General features: G+C 66.7%; 15 protein-coding genes. 8 read left to right on the top strand and 7 right to left on the bottom strand.

Features of this window, described 5'->3' with window-relative positions:
- Nucleotides 1–44: 44 nt before the first annotated feature.
- The 4 genes from BSE24067_RS11860 to galU all read right to left on the bottom strand — a co-directional run bounded on the left by BSE24067_RS11860 (nucleotide 45) and on the right by galU (nucleotide 4,211).
- Complete coding sequence (locus tag BSE24067_RS11860; protein WP_151063177.1) at nucleotides 45–1,238, bottom strand: sialidase family protein; 1,194 nt, start codon at nucleotides 1,236–1,238, stop codon at nucleotides 45–47.
- Complete coding sequence (locus BSE24067_RS11855; RefSeq protein WP_151063179.1) at nucleotides 1,235–2,428, bottom strand: hypothetical protein; 1,194 nt, start codon at nucleotides 2,426–2,428, stop codon at nucleotides 1,235–1,237. Before BSE24067_RS11855 ends, BSE24067_RS11860 begins: the two co-directional genes overlap by 4 nt.
- 285 nt (nucleotides 2,429–2,713) lie before the next feature.
- A complete protein-coding gene (locus BSE24067_RS11850) occupies nucleotides 2,714–3,301 on the bottom strand; it encodes a phosphatase PAP2 family protein (protein WP_151063255.1) in 588 nt (195 codons plus the stop codon).
- A 25-nt stretch (nucleotides 3,302–3,326) separates the two neighbouring features.
- Nucleotides 3,327–4,211: a UTP--glucose-1-phosphate uridylyltransferase GalU gene (gene galU, locus BSE24067_RS11845; protein ID WP_151063180.1), complete on the bottom strand. Its 885-nt coding sequence runs from the start codon at nucleotides 4,209–4,211 to the stop codon at nucleotides 3,327–3,329.
- Between the two features lie 357 nt (nucleotides 4,212–4,568).
- On the opposite strand from galU, the gene BSE24067_RS11840 reads away from it, so the two are divergent.
- Together BSE24067_RS11840 and BSE24067_RS11835 are read left to right on the top strand one after the other, a co-directional pair.
- On the top strand, nucleotides 4,569–4,802 hold the full coding sequence (locus BSE24067_RS11840; protein WP_151063182.1) for a flagellar transcriptional regulator FlhD: 234 nt from the start codon (nucleotides 4,569–4,571) through the stop codon (nucleotides 4,800–4,802).
- A 117-nt stretch (nucleotides 4,803–4,919) separates the two neighbouring features.
- Complete coding sequence (locus BSE24067_RS11835; RefSeq protein ID WP_151063184.1) at nucleotides 4,920–5,228, top strand: H-NS histone family protein; 309 nt, start codon at nucleotides 4,920–4,922, stop codon at nucleotides 5,226–5,228.
- 105 nt (nucleotides 5,229–5,333) lie between these two features.
- Here BSE24067_RS11835 and BSE24067_RS11830 read toward each other — a convergent pair whose 3' ends face one another.
- Nucleotides 5,334–6,398, bottom strand: a complete 1,065-nt coding sequence (locus tag BSE24067_RS11830; RefSeq protein ID WP_151063186.1) for a DNA topoisomerase IB — start codon at nucleotides 6,396–6,398, stop codon at nucleotides 5,334–5,336.
- Between the two features lie 448 nt (nucleotides 6,399–6,846).
- Between BSE24067_RS11830 and BSE24067_RS11825 the strand changes: the two genes are divergently transcribed.
- From BSE24067_RS11825 to yjfF, 4 genes are all read left to right on the top strand, one after another.
- On the top strand, nucleotides 6,847–7,809 hold the full coding sequence (locus BSE24067_RS11825; RefSeq protein ID WP_151063190.1) for an ABC transporter substrate-binding protein: 963 nt from the start codon (nucleotides 6,847–6,849) through the stop codon (nucleotides 7,807–7,809).
- Between the two features lie 70 nt (nucleotides 7,810–7,879).
- Entirely contained in the window at nucleotides 7,880–9,394 is a 1,515-nt protein-coding gene (locus BSE24067_RS11820; RefSeq protein WP_151063192.1) for a sugar ABC transporter ATP-binding protein, read from the top strand.
- Entirely contained in the window at nucleotides 9,391–10,431 is a 1,041-nt protein-coding gene (locus tag BSE24067_RS11815) for an ABC transporter permease (protein ID WP_151063195.1), read from the top strand. Before BSE24067_RS11820 ends, BSE24067_RS11815 begins: the two co-directional genes overlap by 4 nt.
- Nucleotides 10,428–11,537, top strand: coding sequence for a galactofuranose ABC transporter, permease protein YjfF (yjfF, locus tag BSE24067_RS11810; RefSeq protein WP_151063196.1), 1,110 nt, complete (start codon nucleotides 10,428–10,430; stop codon nucleotides 11,535–11,537). The genes BSE24067_RS11815 and yjfF overlap by 4 nt, the downstream gene beginning before the upstream one ends.
- Before the next feature lie 138 nt (nucleotides 11,538–11,675).
- Here the strand turns inward: yjfF and BSE24067_RS11805 are convergent, their stop codons facing one another.
- The gene (locus tag BSE24067_RS11805) at nucleotides 11,676–14,018 is read right to left on the bottom strand and encodes a sensor histidine kinase (RefSeq protein ID WP_151063198.1); all 2,343 of its coding nucleotides are present in this window, start codon (nucleotides 14,016–14,018) and stop codon (nucleotides 11,676–11,678) included.
- Entirely contained in the window at nucleotides 14,011–14,844 is an 834-nt protein-coding gene (locus BSE24067_RS11800; RefSeq protein ID WP_151063200.1) for a response regulator transcription factor, read from the bottom strand. The genes BSE24067_RS11805 and BSE24067_RS11800 overlap by 8 nt, the downstream gene beginning before the upstream one ends.
- A gap of 171 nt (nucleotides 14,845–15,015) precedes the next feature.
- Between BSE24067_RS11800 and BSE24067_RS11795 the strand changes: the two genes are divergently transcribed.
- Nucleotides 15,016–15,180, top strand: a complete 165-nt coding sequence (locus tag BSE24067_RS11795) for a hypothetical protein (RefSeq protein WP_170297426.1) — start codon at nucleotides 15,016–15,018, stop codon at nucleotides 15,178–15,180.
- A gap of 1,213 nt (nucleotides 15,181–16,393) precedes the next feature.
- The coding region (locus BSE24067_RS11790; RefSeq protein WP_302479008.1) for an ESPR-type extended signal peptide-containing protein at nucleotides 16,394–18,882 on the top strand (2,489 nt) is incomplete at its 3' end.

Below are 18,882 nucleotides of genomic sequence, written 5' to 3'. Positions count from 1 at the left end.
CCGAAACGTGCGCTGCGCGCGGCCGCCGCCGGTGGCGACGCGCGCTACTGCAGGCTTTGCGTCAGCGCGCGGGACATCGCGTCCTGCCGGAACCGGCGCACGCGCAGGAACGTGATGAAATTCGAATCGTGCTGGCTTGCCGCACCGCCGTCCGGGTCGTCGAACGCGACGCGCAGCACGGCGATGAGGTCGTTGCCGTCGAATTGCCAGTCGACGTACTGGAAGCCGTGCCGTTTCGCGTCGGCATGCTGCAGCAGCACGCGCCGCGCGGTCCACTCGCGCAGATCCGGCGACGACAGCAGCACCAGCGTGTTGCGCATGCGCTCGAGGTTCATCCTGCCGACACGCTTCGGCACCGCGTTCGTGATCGTCCAGTACTGCCTCGACGCCGGATCGAAGCGAATCGTGAACTTCTTTCCGCCGCCGGGCAGGTCGACGAAATCGCGTGCCGGGTCGAACGACAGCGTCCGCCCGTCGTTGCCGGTGGCCACCAGCGCGGCCTTTTCGGGGCCGTTCACGGTGTTTACGCGCAGCATGACGGCGGGCCCCGCGTCCTGCCTGCCGACCACGTTGCCTTCTTCCCACGACTGGAACCTGCCGTCGAGCCAGCGCTTGTCCGACGGCAGGTGCGCGGACACGCGCCAGTTGCGGGTATCGAGCAGGTCGCGATCGACCGGCGCGGACATCACCAGCGCACGCAGGTCGCCGTCTTCCACGCTTTCGTATGCGCGCCACACGCGCCCGCGTTCGACGAGCACCGGCACCGGCCCCGTGATGAAGCGTCCCGGATACTGGAACAGCCCGGTCGATGCATCGACCGGCGTGGTCCACGTTACGCCGCCGTCATCGGACCGGCGGATCGACGGCGTGCCCATCGAGCGATTGGTGCCCATCAGGTACAGCGCGCCGTTCAGCACGAACAGCGACGACCAGTACTGGTCCGGCACGTCGCCGAGCCTGGACCACGTTGCGCCCTTGTCGTGCGACGTGAAGACGGACACGCGGTTTTGCGCCGCCGCGGCGCCGAACGTGTCGAAGCTCGCCACATAGTCGCCGTTCGGCAGCACGGCCAGCGACGGCGAGCCCAGATATACGCGCGTGGCGGCCCGGCTGTGCGCGATCACGTCGCCGGGCGGTGCCGGTACGGGTTGTGCCGTCGCCGTGCAGCTCGCGCACAGCAACGCGATCAGCGACCGCTTTATCGCGCGCAACGTTGCCGCATGTCGGAGTGATGTCATGTGAGGTGCGCGAGCGGCTTGCCGCCGGAAACGTCCGGCATTCGACGGGCGGCCGTTCGCCGGTTCGGCGCGTCCTGGTCGGCCAGCACGACGAACAGCAGGATCGTGAGCCAGAGCATGCCATAGAGGACGTGGTACTTGAACAGCAGGATCGGCAGCAGGTACAGCAAATATTTGCGCCGGCCCTTGCGCCGGAACAGCATTGCAAGCGTCCCGAAGAACACGACGAAGCCGGCGGCGCCCGCCGCGAACACGAGATAGATATAGAACGAGCTGTCGCGTACCTGGTAGCCGCGCAAGTGGGTTTTTCCGACGTTGTTGCGCTCGTCCCAGAACAGGCCGCCGCCGAACACGCCCGCGACGGCATCGCGCTCGGTCAGTTCGGTCAGCACGAGCGTCCGGCTGCCGAGCGCATCGTAGTCGACTGACTGGTTCACCCGCTGGTCGTACACGGTGTAGAGCCACGGCGCGCACGCGAGCGCGACCACGACGACGGCGATCCGGGTGCGCAGCCGGCCGTGCGCCGACAGCAGGTGCAGCGCGCCGAGTACCGCGCAGACGGCCATCGACGCGACCGAGAAGCTGAGCAGCGCGGTGGCGAACCCGATGACGGGCGCAAGCGTGATGCGCCGCTGCGACAGCAGCAGGATCACCGAACTCGGGACGACCGTCATCGCGTAGAACGACGGTTCGGAATACAACCCAAGCGCGCGGATCGAGATCAGGCTGTCGGTCAGCGCCTTGGTCGCATAGAGCGCTTCGGAATCGGCTTCACGCACGTAGCTGTCGAAGTCGATGAAGGTGCCGGTGCCGAGGTAGTACACGAGCTGGAACGTGAAGAACGCGGCGTGAACGTAGATGAGCGTCTTGCATGCGGTATCGAGCGATTCGCGCGTGAGCACGCCGCCGGCGAACATCCAGTAGCTCAGCGCGATATACGTCTGGATCAGTACGAACTTGATGAAGAAGTTCACGTAGAAGTCGCCGAACGCGGACAGGATGAACGCGAGGCAGGTGCTGATCACCCAGTATGTGCAGACGGGAAACAGATGTCGCTGCCGGTTCATCAGCGTCGGCGCGCGGAGAAAAGCGAGTGCGCAGAGCAGGAAATATGCGGCGAAGGTTGCCCGTACGCTGAACGCGTTGAGCGAGAAAAACAGTACGCTGGCTGAGAAGAGCAAGGTCGACATGCGTGAGCCCGATCGGAGACTCCGGATTCGCCGCGTGCCGGACGTTTCGGCGCCGCGCGGCGGGATGCCGTGCGACACGGGGCAAGACGCCTGCCGGGCAGGGCTGGCTTGCGCGCCGGTTCGCACGCGGAATGCGCGTGCGTCGTTCGGGACGAAGCGATTCCGGCGGTCAAGCATAGGCGGTCGTGCGCTTGCGCGGCGCGCGATGTCCGATCCGGCCGGCATTCTGTCCTTTTCCGGCGAGATCGGCGGCGCGAAGGCGCGCAGGACGTTCCGGCTCGATCGTCACGGCTGCGGCGCGAACCGCCCGCACAAAAACGGCGAATACGACTCGATCGCCGCCTGAATGGGCGCATGCCGGCCGTAGGCGGCGGCCGACACGACCAGCAGCGACCCGGCAACGAGCGCGTGATACCGTGCATCGACACGCGGCGCGCCATGCCGCCACGCGAACGCCAGCGCGACCGCCGCACCCACGACCCAACCTGCGACGACTTCCGACGGCGTATGCGCATCGTCGAACACGCGCGCGACGCCGATCAGCGCACCAAGTGCGAGCCCGGCCAGCAACGGCATGCTCGCCCGCAGCTGGGCGCCGCCGCTCAGCGCCAGCACACACGTCATCGGCCAGACCGCCGACGCGAGCATCGTGTGTCCGCTGATCACGCGGAAATCGATCGCACGGATCTGGATCCCGCAGCCGGCGTACAGTACCTTCGTGATGCCGACCAGCGCCATGCCGGCCGCGAGCATCAGCGCCCACGACGCTGCCTGCCGCCGCCCGGCCGTGGACCACGCGAGCCAGCCGATGCACCAAAATGCGAGCGGCAACGTCATCGCCGCGTCGCCGAGATCGCTGACTGCCGTCCACACGACCGGGTACGCGACGCCCATCCGCTCAGGCAGCCAGCAGCGCCGACATGCGCGTGGCCAGATAGCTTTCGAAATCCGCGGCCACTTCCGGGTGCCGCAACGCGAACTCGACCGTCGCCTTCAGATACCCGAGCTTGCTGCCACAATCGAAGCGCGTGCCGTCGTAGCGATGGGCGAGCACTTGCTCGTCCGACAGCAGCGACTGGATCGCATCGGTCAGCTGCAGTTCGCCGCCCGCACCGGGCCGCAGCGCGCGCAGATGCTCGAACACCTTCGGTTTCAGCACGTAGCGGCCGACTACGCCGAAATTCGACGGCGCGTTCGCCGGCTCCGGCTTCTCGACGATGCCGGACAGCTTGAACAGGTTGTCTTCCCAGCGCTTGCCGTCGATCACGCCGTACGACTTCGATGCGTCGGGTGCAATCTCCTCGACGCCGATCACCGACGCGTGATAGTGGTCGAACACGTCGATCATCTGGCGCAGCACGGGCGTCGGGCCGTCGAGCAGATCGTCGGCGAGGATCACCGCGAACGGCTGGTCGCCGACCAGTTTCTCCGCGCACAGCACCGCGTGCCCGAGTCCCAGCGCTTCGGCCTGCCGCACGTAGAAGCAGTCCACGTGGCTCGGTTTGATGCCGCGCACCAGCGACAGCAGCTTTTCCTTGCCGCGCGCTTCGAGCTCGGCTTCGATCTCGTAGGACTTGTCGAAGTGGTCTTCGATCGCGCGCTTGCTGCGGCCCGTCACGAAGATCATTTCGGTGATGCCCGCGTTGATCGCTTCTTCGACCGCGTATTGAATCAGCGGCTTGTCCACGACCGGCAGCATTTCTTTCGGACTGGCTTTGGTCGCCGGCAGAAATCGCGTGCCGAGACCGGCGACCGGAAATACGGCTTTCGTCACTTTCAACATGATTTTCGGATTCCATCCGTTCAGGATCCGGCATCGACGATGCCGAGGGAGGGCGGCGGTGCGCGTAACGCAATCATCGTTCACCGGTGCCGGGCCGCTCGCGCTCATGGATTCGCGCGCCGTCCGAAAATCGTATGGGCGTTCCCGGTCCGGATAGTGACCGAATCTAGGCTGAATCCGACAGCGGCGAATTGCGAATCGCGAATGGCAAGCGACGAATTCGAAAATGTCGGATGCCATCAAGGAATTGTCGGCACGACGGCGATTGCATGACATAGATTCAGGCATCCATTACCGGACGGCCTGTGACGGCGCCGCGCTCGCGGCGGGCACGGCGCCGTCGGATCAGGAGCAATCATGACCGGGCAGGGCGACATCTTCGATGCAATCGCGGAATTCAATCGCGCGTATCTCGTACTCGCGCAGCGCATATTGCGCATCGATTACGAGCAAGGCAGGCGGCAATTGGGTATTTCCGACGAAATTGCGGCATCGATTGTCGCGTTGACGCCGGTTCAAATCGATGAACTCGCAGCCAGTGGCGAACTGGTGTGTGAATTTCGCGCAGAAAACGCGCCGGGCCGCGCGTGATCGGCTTTCCGGTTTTCCCGAATGGACGTTCGACTCACGGCCTTCAAGCGGATTGCATCGTGGCAATCCCGCGTCCATTCGGTCTTTTATCACGCCATGTCAATGTGGAGGAATCGCATGTCCGGTTATCGCGAATTGAAGGCGCAAGCCGATGAATTGATGAAGCGCGTCGAGGAAGCCCGGCTCGCCGAACTCGACGCCGTCATTCAGGAGATTCGCACGCGTATCGCGGAATACGGCCTGACGGCCGGCCAGATCTTCGGCCGCCACGGTGGCGCGCCGAGAACGACGCCGCGCAACAGTGGATCGGCGCCCCGCTATCGCGACCCGAAGACCGGCGCGACCTGGAGCGGCCGCGGGCGCGAGCCGCGCTGGATCAAGGGCGGCCGTCGCGAGCGGTTTCTGATCGAGCGCAATCCCGGTTGAGCGCGCCGCGGCGCGGCGAAAACGCGGCGTTGCCGGGCCGCGAACGAGTACGAGAACCGGCGCGCGCGCGTTGAACATCGATAGGCGTGCGCCCGCGGCGGCGGATCATCGACGCGCGCGCCGCCGATCCCGCCGCGCCACCTGCTCCAGCAGCGCCACGAACGCCGCCTCATCCGCGCGCAACCCTCTCGGCTTGCGGACGACCTCCAGCGTGTCGAGCTCCCCGGCCTCGAACGCATCGAGCACTACCGGATGGATATAGCAGCGCCGGCACACCGCCGGCGTGTTGCGCAAGATGTCGGCGACGGTCCGCACCGTTTCGACGATCTGCTTGCGCGCATGCGTGACGCCCTGATGGGGGATCCGCCTCAATAGCGCGAGCGCCTGCACGCTGCCCGCCCACGTGCGGTAATCCTTCGCGGTGAATTCCGCGCCCGCCGCGTCGCGCAGATAGTCGTTGACGTCGGACGACCCGACCGAATGGCGCGTGCCGTCGTCGTCGACATACTGGAACAGCTCGTGCCCGGGCAACTCCGCGCAACGCCGCACGATGCGGCCGACGCGCGGATCGTCGACGGTCACGTCGTGTTCGATCCCGCTCTTGCCGGTGAAGCGCAGCCGCACCTGCCCCGGGCGGATCGTCACGTGGCGCTTGCGCAGCGTCGTCAGCCCGTACGACGCGTTTTCGCGCGCGTACTCGGCGTTGCCGATCCGCGCAAGCGTCGTGTCGAGCAACCGGACGATCGTCGCGACGATCTTGTCGCGCGGCATCCCGGGCAGCGCGAGGTCGCGCGCGACGCGCGCGCGGATGCGCGGCAGCGCCCGCGCGAATGCCGCCATCCGCGCATACTTGTTCGCGTCGCGCGTCTCGCGCCACAGCGGGTGATAGCGATACTGCTTGCGCCCGCGCGCGTCGCGGCCGGTCGCCTGCAAATGGCCGCGCGGGTCCATGCAGATCCATACGTCGGTGTACGCGGGCGGGATCGCGAGCGCGTTGATGCGGGCGATTTCGTCGGCATCGCGGATCCGCACACCGTCCTGCGTGTAATACGCGAAGCCGTTGCGCAGCCGGCGGCGCGTGTAGCCGGGGCGCCGGTCGTCGACATGGCGCAGCGGCGGGGCGACGGCGCACGCGTTCGCAGGCGCCGTAACGGACGCGCGTTTCTTCATGCTGCGGCGCACCAGTCGGCCGGGACACGGATGGGGCGGACGCAGTGTTCACGCACGGCAGGCATCGTTGTTCTCCTTGGTGACGGTCCGCGCGCGATGCGCGAGCGGGGCTGGCGACGCGGCAGCAAGATTCGTGCGCCGGCGATGGCCTTGATGACCAACCGCGCCGAACGCCGGCCGACACGGCCCGCACCGCACGACGAGCGCCGTGCGCTCGCACTTAGGTGTTTATACGTATGCCGATACCGATATCGTTTCAATCCAAGATTTCATTGGAAGGTTATCGGACTTGTTCCTAGACTGATCCGGGGGTAGGTATCTGGCCGGCCGCAAGCGCGCGCCTGCAGCACCCCGACCCGCGTCCGCGCCATGCAGAACCACAACAGCACAGCCCGGCATCGCGCCAGGCCGGCGCCGCGGCATACAACGACACCATCGGAGACGAACCATGACATTCATCAGGAAGCTGGCGGCCGGCGCGATCGTCGCGGCGGCGACGGTGCTGGCCACCGGCGCGCACGCGCAGCAAAAGCCGATCACGCTCGGGTTCTCGCAGGTCGGCGCGGAAAGCGCGTGGCGCACGGCGAACACCGTGTCGGTGAAGAGCGCGGCGAAGGACGCCGGCATCAACCTGAAATTCTCGGATGCGCAGCAGAAGCAGGAGAACCAGATTCGCGCGATTCGCTCGTTCATCGCGCAGAAGGCCGACGTGATCGCGTTCTCGCCGGTGGTCGAGTCGGGCTGGGAGCCGGTGCTGAACGAAGCGAAGGCGGCGCATATTCCGGTGATCCTGACCGACCGCGGCGTCGACGTGAAGGATCCGTCGCTGTATGTAACGATGATCGGCTCCGACTTCCTCGAGGAAGGGCGGCGCGCCGGCCACTGGCTGGAAGAGCGCTACAAGAACGACGCGGGCCCGATCAACATCGTCGAGCTGCAGGGCACGGTCGGCTCCGCGCCGGCCAACGATCGCCGCGCGGGCCTGCTCGAAGTGATCAAGAACAATCCGAAGTTCAAGGTGATCGCGTCGCAAAGCGGCGACTTCACGCTCGCCGGCGGCAAGCAGGTGATGGAAGCGTTCGCGAAGACCTACGGCAAGCAGATCAACGTCGTCTACGCGCACAACGACGACATGGCGCTCGGCGCGATCCAGGCGATGGAGGAGGCCGGCATCAAGCCCGGCAAGGACGTGAGCGTCGTGTCGTTCGATGCGACGAAGGGCGGCTTCCAGGCGATGGTGGCCGGCAAGATCAACGTCGACGTCGAATGCAGCCCGCTGCTCGGCCCGCAGCTGATGACGGCCGTGAAGGACGTGGTCGCCGGCAAGCAGCTGCCGAAGCGGATCGTCACGAACGAGACGGTGTTCCCGATGAACGTCGCGGCGCAGGTGCTGCCGACCCGCAAGTACTGAGCACCGCCGACGGCGCGGGCGGCGGCGCAACGGCCGCCGTCCGCCAACTCCATCGAATCGAGGGCGATCCATGACGAATTCGCCGGTGGTCGAGATGACCGGCATCGACAAGGCGTTTCCGGGTGTCCGTGCGCTGCAGCACGTGAACTTCCGGCTGTTTCCCGGCGAAATCCATGCGCTGATGGGCCAGAACGGCGCCGGCAAGTCGACGCTGATCAACGTGCTCACCGGCGTGCATGCGCACGACGCGGGCGAGATTCGCGTCGGCGGCGCGCCGGTGAATTTCGCCGCGCCGCGCGAGGCCGAGGCGGCCGGCATCCAGACGCTGTACCAGGAAGTGAACCTGTGCGCGAACCTGTCGGTCGCGGAGAACATCTTCGCGGGCCGGCAGCCGATGCGGCGCGGCGCGATCGACTGGAAGACGATCCATGCGCGCTCGCGCGACGCGCTCGCCGAACTCGACCTGTCGCTCGACGTCACGCGCTCGCTCGATTCGTATCCGATCGCGGTGCAGCAGATGGTCGCGATCGCGCGGGCCGTGTCGGTCGACGCGCGCGTGCTGATTCTCGACGAGCCGACGTCGAGCCTCGACGACGGCGAAGTCGCGCGGCTCTTCGACGTGCTGCGCCGGCTGAAGGCGTCGGGCATCGCGATCCTGTTCGTCACGCACTTCCTCGAACAGACGTATGCGGTATCCGACCGGATCACCGTGATGCGCAACGGCGAGCGCGAAGGCGAATACCTCGCGCGCGACCTGCCGGTCGACATGCTCGTCGCGAAGATGACCGGCCGCGAACCGATGTCGGGCACGCTGCGGGCAGGCGCGGCCGCGGTGTCGCCCGATGCCGGCGCGGCCGCGCCGTTCCTGTCGATGCAGCAGGTCGGCCGGCGCGGGATGATGAGCCCGCTCGACCTCGACGTGCGGCCCGGCGAAATCGTCGGGCTGGCCGGGCTGCTCGGCTCGGGGCGCACCGAAACCGCGCGGCTCGCGTTCGCGGCCGAGCGCAACGACACCGGCGCGATCGAGATCGACGGCGCGCGCAAGCGGCTTTCGTCGCCGCACGACGCGGTGCGCAACGGCATCGCGTATTGCCCGGAGGATCGCAAGAAGGAGGGGATCGTCGCCGCGCTGTCGATCCGCGAGAACATCGTTCTCGCGCTGCAGGCGCGGCGCGGCTGGTGGCGGCTGATCAGCCGCGCGCGCCAGCGCGAGCTCGCCGACACCTACATCGCGCGGCTCGGCATCAAGGCGCGCGACGCGGAACAGCCGATCGGGCTGCTGTCGGGCGGCAACCAGCAGAAGGTGCTGCTCGCGCGCTGGCTCGCGACGGAACCGAAACTGTTGATCCTCGACGAACCGACGCGCGGCATCGACGTCGCCGCGAAGTTCGACATCATGGAGCGCGTGCTCGCGCTGTGCGCGCAGGGGCTCGCGATCCTGTTCATTTCGTCTGAAATCAGTGAAGTCGTGCGCGTGAGCCACCGCATCGCGGTGCTGCGCGATCGCCGCAAGGTCGCCGAACTGTCCGGCGCCGACGCCTCGGAGGAACACGTGTACCACCTGATCGCGGGAGGCCGCTCATGATGCGGCTCCGTACGCTGCTTCGTCATCCGCTCGTGTGGCCGTTGCTGACGCTCGCGCTGCTGTTCGCGATCGACGTCGCGCATCGGCCGGGCTTCCTGTCGGTCTCGCTGCTCGACGGCCACCTGTTCGGCGCGCCGATCGACATCCTGAATCGCGCGGCGCCGCTCGTGATCGTGTCGCTCGGGATGACGCTCGTGATCGCGACGCGCGGAATCGACATCTCGGTCGGCGCGATCGTCGCGATCGCGGGCGCCGCCGCGGCGATCGTGCTCGACGGCGATCCGGCGCGAGTCGGTGTTGCGCTCGCCGCCGCGCTCGGCGTCGGGTTGCTCGCCGGCGCGTGGAACGGCGTGCTCGTCGCGTTCGTCGGGATGCAGCCGATCATCGCGACGCTGATCCTGATGGTCGCCGGACGCGGGATCGCGCAGCTGCTGACCGGCGGGCAGATCATTCCGATCGGCGCGCCCGGCTACCTCGAACTTGGCGGCGGCTATCTCGCGGCCGTGCCGTGTGCGGTGTGGATCGCGATCGCGACGATCGCGGCGACCGCGCTGCTGGTGAACCGCACCGCGCTCGGCCTGTTCATCCGCGCGATCGGCGTGAACCCGGTCGCGACGCGGCTCGTGGGTTTGCGCGCGGGCGCGGTCGTGTTCGGCGTGTATTTGTGCTCGGGCGTGATGGCGGCGCTCGCGGGCATTCTCGCGAGCTCGAACGTCCGCAGCGCGGACGGCAACAACGCAGGCCTGCTGCTCGAACTCGACGCGATCCTCGCGGTGACGCTCGGCGGCACGTCGCTGCTCGGCGGCCGCTTCAGCCTCGCCGGCTCCGTGCTCGGCGCGCTGATCATCCAGACGCTCACCTACACGACCTATTCGATCGGCGTGCCGCCGGAGGCGACGCTCGTCGTGAAGGCGGTCGTCGTGATCGTCGTGACGCTGATCCAGTCGGACGCGGCGCGCGCGCTGGTGGTCCGGCACGCATCGCGGCTGCTGCCTTTCGCGCGTTCGCGCGCCACCACCGGAGCGACGCCGCGATGAACCGATTCCTCGCACGGCTTGCCGACCCGCGCACGCTGCCGATCGTCGTGACGATCGTGCTGTTCGCCGCGCTGTTCGGCTTCGGATCCGTGATGTACACGGGCTTCTTCTCGATGCAGGTGCTCACCGGGCTGCTCGTCGACAACGCGTTCCTGCTGATCGTCGCGATCGGGATGACGTTCGTGATCGTGTCGGGCGGCATCGACCTGTCGGTCGGCTCGGTCGTTGCGCTGACGACGATCCTGTGCGCGGTCGGCGCCGAACGGCTGCACTGGCCGGTGTGGGCGATCGTGCCGGTCGTGCTCGTGTTCGGCGCGCTGTACGGCGCCGCGATGGGCGCGCTGATCCATTACTTCCGGCTGCAGCCGTTCATCGTCACGCTGGCCGGGATGTTTCTCGCGCGCGGCGCGTGCTTCCTGATCACGACGCAGTCGATCACGATCAACGAGCCGACGTTCCATGCGCTCGCCGGCATCAGCGTGCCGCTCGGCGGAGGGACGCTCAGCGCCGGTGCGCTGATCGCGCTCGCGACGCTGGCCGCCGCGATCTACGTCGCGCATTTCACGCGCTTCGGCCGCAACGTGTACGCGATCGGCGGCAACGAGCGCTCGGCGCTGCTGATGGGCCTGCCGGTCGCGCGCACGAAGGTCGGCGTGTATGCGCTGAGCGGTTTCTGTTCGGCGCTGGGCGGCGTGGTGTTTACGCTGTACGTGCTGTCCGGCTACGGGCTGCAGGGGCAGGGCATGGAACTCGACGCGATCGCCGCGACCGTGATCGGCGGCACGCTGCTGACCGGCGGCGTCGGCTACGTGATCGGCTCGGTGTTCGGCGTCGGCATCCTCGGCACGATCCAGGTGCTGATCACGTTCGACGGCACGCTGAGCTCGTGGTGGACGCGCATCGTGATCGGCGCGCTGCTGTGCGTGTTCTGCCTGCTGCAGCGGGTGATCGAGCGGCATGCGGCGCGGCGGCGCAGCGGCGGCACCGGGCTCGATCCGAAGCGCGCGAAGCGCGATGCGGCCGGCGTGACGCCCGCCGCGTCCGGCGACGATGCGGCGCTGGTGTCGACGATGCGCAGCCTGTTCGGCTTTCAGCGTTCTGCTTGAGCGTGCGCGCGCCGGCGTGGCGTGCGCGGACGGCTGGCGCGCTTGCTTGATGGCGGTTGCGGGCGTACGGATGCGGGCCCCGCGGGCGACCGCGCAGCGAATGCGGGCAGCGTGCGCGACGCTGGCGCGCCGTCGCGATCACACCGGCCGGGCCAGGTCCGGTTCCGGGTCGAACGACGGATCGGCGATGCCCGTGCGTTTCAGCGATTCGGCCAGCCGCTCGATCGCGTGCAGGTCCAGCACGTCGAGGCGTTCGCGCATCGCCTGCACGAACGCCGCGTGCCGCGGCGCGCGTGCATGCTGCCCGAGCCATTCCTCGATATCGGTGAGACGGCCTTCGCTGGCGAGCGCGCTCAGTTCGTCGAGCGCGTCGGCGGGCGGGCAGTGCATCCCGTGCGCATCGGGCACGAGTTCGCCATGATCGGCGAGTCCGGCGGGACCGTCGGCCCGCATCAGCGCCGATGCGGGAATCAGCGCGTGACCGATCGCCGGCGCGACGATCTGGAACGTGAACGACGTGCCGACGCCCGGCTGGCTCGACACGGCAAGCTCGCCGTGCATCGCGCGCACGATCCGCTGTGCGATGAACAGCCCGAGCCCCGTGCCGCCGTTCACCGCCTGCACCTGCTGGTATGCGCGGAAGATGTCGGTGGTCTTGCCGATGTCGATGCCGATTCCCGTATCGGCGACTTCGAACACGATCCGCCACGCATCGCGTTGCGGATAAGCGCCGACCGATAACGTAACCGTACCGTCGCGCGTGAACTTCGATGCGTTCGACAGCAGGTTCAGCAGCACCTGCTGCAGCCGGATCCCGTCGATCGACAGCTTGCGCGGCAGCGGCGTCAGCGGCCGGTAGTCGAACCGGTTGTTCTGCTGCGAACACAGCGCGACCGCATAATCGCCGATATCGTTCAGCAGCCCGGGCAGGTCGGTCGCGTCGGGCGAAATGCCGAGCGGCTGCAGTTCGGCCTTCGTGTATTGCAGCAACTCGTCGATCAGCGCAAGCTGGTAGCGGATGCTTCGGTCGATCGAGCGGATCAGCCGCGCCTGGCTGCGCGTCGCGCTTTGCAGCAGCAGCTTCGCGTAGCCGTTGATCGTCGACAACGGCGCGCGCAGGTCGTGGCTCACGTAGCCGAGCGTTTCGATCTTCTGCTGCATGTGCGTTCTCGCCTGATGCAGCGCGTCGTTGAGCGCGACCGTGCGCTTCGCGACCTCGTCGCGCAGCCGGTCCTGCTCGGTGAGCTGCCAGTGTTCGAGGCGCTTGCGCGCTTCGGTGCGTTGACGGCCCACGTGGTTGATCCATGCGGCCAGCACCAGCAGATGCGTCGCGAGACCGACGATCGCGATCACCGGATTCGGATAGACGTCCGACTTGAGCCAGAACAGCCACGGCGGCACCGCGCTCATGCCGTCGAGCACGCGCAGCAGCATGTTGAAGCTCGCGAACGTAACCGCGATCAGCATCACGCGGCCGGTAGGTGTCCTGCGAATCGCGAGCGTGAGCGCGATGCCGATGTTCACCACCGTCAGCACGGTGTTCAGCCGCAGGCAGAACCATGTGAAAGTCAGCAGGTCGCCGAATGCGGCGCCGGCGATGCCCGCGCATTCGAGGCCCAGGATCGTCAAGTAGACGGCGCGCAACGGTATCCGGGCCTTTTCGCGGTGCGCGACCATCAGGATGAACGCGATGAAGAGCGCGACCGACACGTACACGAAGACGATTTCGCCGCGCGCGGACCATTCGCGCGCGCCCGGCCACAGGATCAGTGCGGTATAGCCGCGGTACGTCGCCTCGAACAGCGTCGTGCACAACGCGATGCCGGCCAGCACGTGGAATACGCCGCTGCGCGAGAAGAAGCCGATCAGCAACGCGCACCACACGAGCGCCAGCAGCCCGCCGAAAAATCCGAAGTCCCACATCGCAGCGCGCATTTCTTTCGCGTCCCACGCGTCGCGCGTGAACGCGGCCGGCGCAAGCCGCATTTCCTTGCGCGACGTCACGCGGATCAGCACGGGCAACGCGTCGCCCGGACGCAGCGTCGCGTCGAGCACCGGGTATCGCGAATGCGGCCGGATCGCGCCGTTTGCGTCGTCGGGGAAACGGCCGACGAACGTCCACGTGCCGCCGCGCTTTGCATAGAAGTCGGCGCGATCGACGCGCGCGTCGCGCAACGCCAGAACCAGATCGCGCGCGACGTCGTCTCGATTGACCAGCGTCGCGCCGACCCACCATGCCGAGCGGGAGAATTCGATATTGAACGACGGCTGCGCCGGCGCGACCGCGCGGTGATGCGGGTCGGCAAGCCGCGCGGCGACCTGATCGACGGACAGCGTCTTGCCCGGATCCTCGAGCAACGAGACTGCTTCGACGGGCGCTGGGTGTTCGGTCGCTTCGGCGCGGGGCGCGGCGAACGCGGCGATCAGCGCCAGCACGACCAGCAATACGGCATGCCACGCCGATGACCGACGCCTATGCATCGTGCGGCCGGTCGTGCGACGCGGGCGGTGCATCGGCCGCCGGGCGCTGGCGCCGCCAGTCGGACGGCGTGATGCCGAACCGCTCGCGAAACGCGGTCGCGAAATTGCCGGGCGTCGAGAAGCCGATTTCCTCCGCGATGTCGCCGATCCCCATCGACGTTTCCGCGAGAAAGTGCTTCGCGGCGCGCAGCCGCGTGTCGCGCAGGTACTCGAATACGGTCTGGCCGAGATGGTCGCGGAACACGCGCGACAACCTTTTTTCATGCGTGCCGACTTGCCGCGCGAGTTCCTCGAGCGTCGGCGGATTGCGCAGTTCGCGCAGCAGCACTTCGCTCGCGGCGCGCACGAGTGCGGCGTCGGGGTGATCGGGTAACTCGGGAAGGTGCGCGAACGGCTGGCTGCGCCGTGCGCGCTTCAGGTGATTACGGATTCGCGCGATGACCTCGACCGGCTCGAACGGCTTCACGATGTAGTCGAGCGCGCCGGTTTCGAGCCCGGCGATGCGATCCTCGAGATCGCCCGCGGCGGTCAGGATGATCACGGGAATGTTCTGCGTGGACGGCGTCGACGCCAGCAGCCGGCACGCGGCAAAGCCGTCCATGCGCGGCATTCGCACGTCCATCAGGATCAGGTCGGGCGCGATTGCCTGCGCGCGGTGATACGCCTGCAAGCCGTCGAATGCGACGCTGATCCGGCACCGCGCCGCACGCAGAATCTCCGTCAGGAGCCGCAGGTCGTTCGGTCGGTCGTCTACGACAAGAATGTGTGCGCCAACGAGATCCGGCGTGGCGCGGAGCGACGCCGGACTGGACGAGCGGGATGCCATGGTTGCGAACGCGTAGGGAGGTAGGCCGGTCAGAATCGGTGCATCGATGTGCCCGATTGTTGCAAAAAATTATATGACGCCAGAATCGTCGACGGTGCGGTTCCCGCGCGGTCCGTGTGGAAATATTTGACACAGTGACCGGTTTGCGCGGCGACAGGAAATCGTAAAAAAATGGATCGGGAAAAATATGCCGAATTCGAAAAAATATCGGTCGTTATTTCCTGCCGGATTTCTGCAATTGGCGTTGGCCCGGGCGATGAATTGGAGCGGAATATGTCGCGCGGGCAGCAAGTCACGGTGCGAGCGGCGTTCGCCAATTCAATGTCTCCTGATTAAGATTTTATTTATCGCCGGTTAAAAAATACTTTCATGTCGGAGCCGATTTCCATGTCGGCGTGTATGAATGTAAATGTCGTCCGCTCGGGAAAACAATTTGTCCGTCCAGGAAAAGATTTTATCCGACGAAACCCTGCACACTAGGCCCCAACGCGGCTATCGGTTCTTCGATGGAACCGGAACCGCCGCGAAATATATCGGTCGCGGCCCTGCCGGTTTCAGTGCGCAATATTCAATGTGACATTGCGTACTGATAGTCTCAAATTCCGGGATTCTGGGCGGCGGCGAAGGCCGGCACGAGGGCAATGCGAGCTTCATCATCCTTCGAATGAATTGATATACAAGATGAATGGAAGGATTTTGAAGCTTCTGAGAGTGTGACATACAAGGCGACAATAAATAGTCAAAGAAAGTCAGTTGATTAATGTGATGTAGGGGTCATCCAGCCGCTCGCTGGTTTTCCGGAAATCCGGAAAGTTCCGGCGGTCGCCTGGATGGAAAGGGGTGAGTGACGTCGTGTCGACCGCCGGGCAATTGGATTCCCTGGCCGGCGGTCGCGCGCAACGCGCTCTCGAATCAGGCGGCACGACAAACATGAACATGAAAAGCGTGGCAGATCAAAGCACCGGAACGCGCGAACCGGTGTCGGCTGTCAGCGTTCGCGATCCGGCGGCGCATGCTTCAGCCACGGGGTGCGTGCGGCGTCATCCTCCTCCCGAATGAAACAGGACGGTCGGCCCATGGATCGGGCCGGCGCGCGTCCGTCCGGCGTCTGAACGACGCGTTCACATGAGATTCGAAGTCGCCGCCGGTTCGGTGCGATGGCGTTCGCGCGTGTTTCCGCGGTGTGCCATGCAGCGTGCGCGCGCCCGGCCGGCCCGGTCGACTTCCATGATTCGATCCATTCCGGTCGTAGCCGCAAGTCGTGTCTGACCGACCGTGTCTGACCGACCGTGTCTAACCGACCGTGTCTAACCGACCGTGTCTAACCGACCGTGTCTAACCGACCGTGTCTAACCGACACACGAGGTTTGTGGTCGTGTGATCGCGGCGTGCGTCGCAAGTGCCGCGCAAAGTCGTTCAGCTTTTAAGTTAGTCGTGCGAAGTGAGTCGGGAAGCGTTGCGGTACGGGCGATACGGAGACGGAGACAGTCCTTGCCCTGCCGCGTGCGCCGTCGCGTCATCCAGCGAATTTAAACCGAGGGAAAACAAGATGAACAAGTCGTTCAAGTCGATCTGGAACGAAGCACTGGGAGCCTGGGTTGCGGCGTCCGAGCTCGATCGCGCGCGCGGCAAGCGCGTCGCGTCGACGCGATGTGCTTCAGCGCATGCGGCCGACGCGACCGTGGCCGCACACATTGCCACGCCGGCGGGGCTATCGCCGCGGCGGCTCGCCGTGATGATGGCGGCCGCGTACCTCGGTCTGTTTCAGACCGGCGCCTACGCGCAGTACTCGGCGGGCGGCGGTTCCGCGACCGGCGGCGCGAGTTCGCTCGCGATTGGTAATGGTTCGATCGCGACGCAGACGAATTCCACTGCGCTCGGCAACCTGTCCACGGCGACGGGCGTGTCGGCCACGGCGCTCGGCCCGGGGGCGCACGCGACCGCGGACGGTTCGACGGCCATCGGCATCAACTCGCAGGCAACCGGCGTCAATAGCGCCGCGCTGGGTGTGCAGGCAATCGGATCGGGAGCGTATTCGGTCGCGATCGGCAATCTGTCGCAGGCCACGCAAAGCGGCACTGTGTCGATCGGCAGCGGCGCGACGGCGAGCGGCGTGTCGGCCATCGGGCTCGGGAACAATGCGACGGCCTCCGGGCAGTATGCGGCCGCGCTCGGTCTCGGCGCGTTCGCGACCGGCGCGCAAAGCGTCGCGCTCGGCTACGCCGCGCACGCGACCGACACGGGCAACATCGCCGTCGGCAACCAGGCGACGAGTACCGGCACGGCCGGTGTTGCGGTGGGGAGCGGCGCGCTGGTGACAGGCAATTCCGGCGTCGCGATGGGCGTCAACGCAGGTGCGAAAGGTACGTCGTCGATCGCGATCGGCTGGGGCGGAACCGCGGGCGTCCCCGGGTCCGGCACGCAGTCCCTGGGCACGAGTTCGATCGCGATGGGCTCGAATACGTCGGCCGGCGCGGACAATGCGGTGGCGTTGGCCCTGAATGCCAACGCATCGGGCCTCAGTTCGATTGCGATGGGCGTTCAGTCGACCGCGACGCAGCAGTTCGCAACCGCGCTCGGCAATCTCGCGCTTGCGACCGGCGTGTCGTCCAGCGCGCTGGGGGCCGGTGCGACGGCGTCGGCCGCGAATGCGACGGCAGTCGGCATCAACAGCATCGCGGCCGCGACGTCGACCGTCGCGATCGGCGACAGCAACTCGGTCGCCGCGACCGCGGGCGCGGGTTCGATCGCCGGCGGGAACCTGTCGAAGGTGCTCGGCGGCACCGGCGCCGTCGCACTTGGCTTCGGCCAGACCGTGAGCGGCAACGGCGCGGTCGCGATCGGCGACCCGAGCAGCGCGATCGGCACCGGTGCGGTCACGATGGGCTCGAACAACACCGCGAACGGCAACGGTGCGGTGGCGATCGGGAATACGAACAATGCGCAGGGCACGGGTTCGCTCGCGCTCGGCAATACGTCGACCGCCGCGGCGGCGGGCGCGGTCGCGTTCGGCGCGTCGGCCATCGCGAACAACGCAAACGATGTCGCGCTCGGCTCCGGTTCGGTGACGGCCGCACCGAATCCGACGGCGACCGGCACGATCGGTGGCGTCACGTACAGCTTCAACGGCATCAATCCGACCAGCGTCGTCAGCGTGGGGAACGTCGGCGCCGAGCGCCAGATCACCAACGTCGCGGCCGGGCGGATCAGTCCGTCGAGCACGGACGCGATCAACGGCTCGCAGCTCGATGCGACGAACCAGGCGGTGACGTCGCTGTCGACGTCGACGCTGTCGAGCATCACGTCGTTGTCCACGTCCACGTCGACGGGCATCGGTTCGTTGTCGACCGGGCTGAGTTCGACGAACAGCACGATCGTGTCGCTGTCGACGTCGGCTTCCACCGGCATCAGCTCGTTGTCGACCGGCCTGAGTTCGACGAACAGCGCGGTCACGTCGCTGTCCACGTCGACTTCGACGGGCATCAGTTCGTTGTCCACTGGCCTGAGTTCGACGAATAGCGCGGTGACGTCGCTGTCGACGTCCACGTCGACAGGCATCGCGTCGTTGTCCACTGGCCTGAGTTCGACGGACAGCACGATCGCGTCGCTGTCGACTTCGGCGTCCACCGGCATCGGCTCGTTGTCCACCGGCCTGAGTTCGACGAACAGCACGATCGTGTCGCTGTCGACCTCGACCTCCACCGGAATCAGCTCGCTGTCCACCGGTTTGAGCTCGACGAACAGCACGATCACGTCGCTGTCCACGTCGACGTCGACGGTCGTCGGTTCGTTGTCCACCGGCCTGAGCTCGACGAACAGCAGCCTGACGTCGCTGTCCACCGCGACGTCCACCGGGATCAGTTCGCTGTCCACCGGCCTGAGCTCGATCACGAACAACAACACGAACCTGGGCAACAGCACGGCCGGCGCGATCGGCGGCGGCGCGACCTACGATCCGGCCACCGGCACGATCTCCGCGCCGTCGTACGTCACGTACAACAGCGACGGCTCCACGACGATCAACAACAACGTCGGCTC

Source organism: Burkholderia latens (assembly GCF_902499045.1).
GTDB classification, from domain to species: domain Bacteria; phylum Pseudomonadota; class Gammaproteobacteria; order Burkholderiales; family Burkholderiaceae; genus Burkholderia; species Burkholderia latens.
Note: the sequence above shows the minus strand (reverse complement) of the source record. Positions and strands in the feature narration are given on the sequence as shown.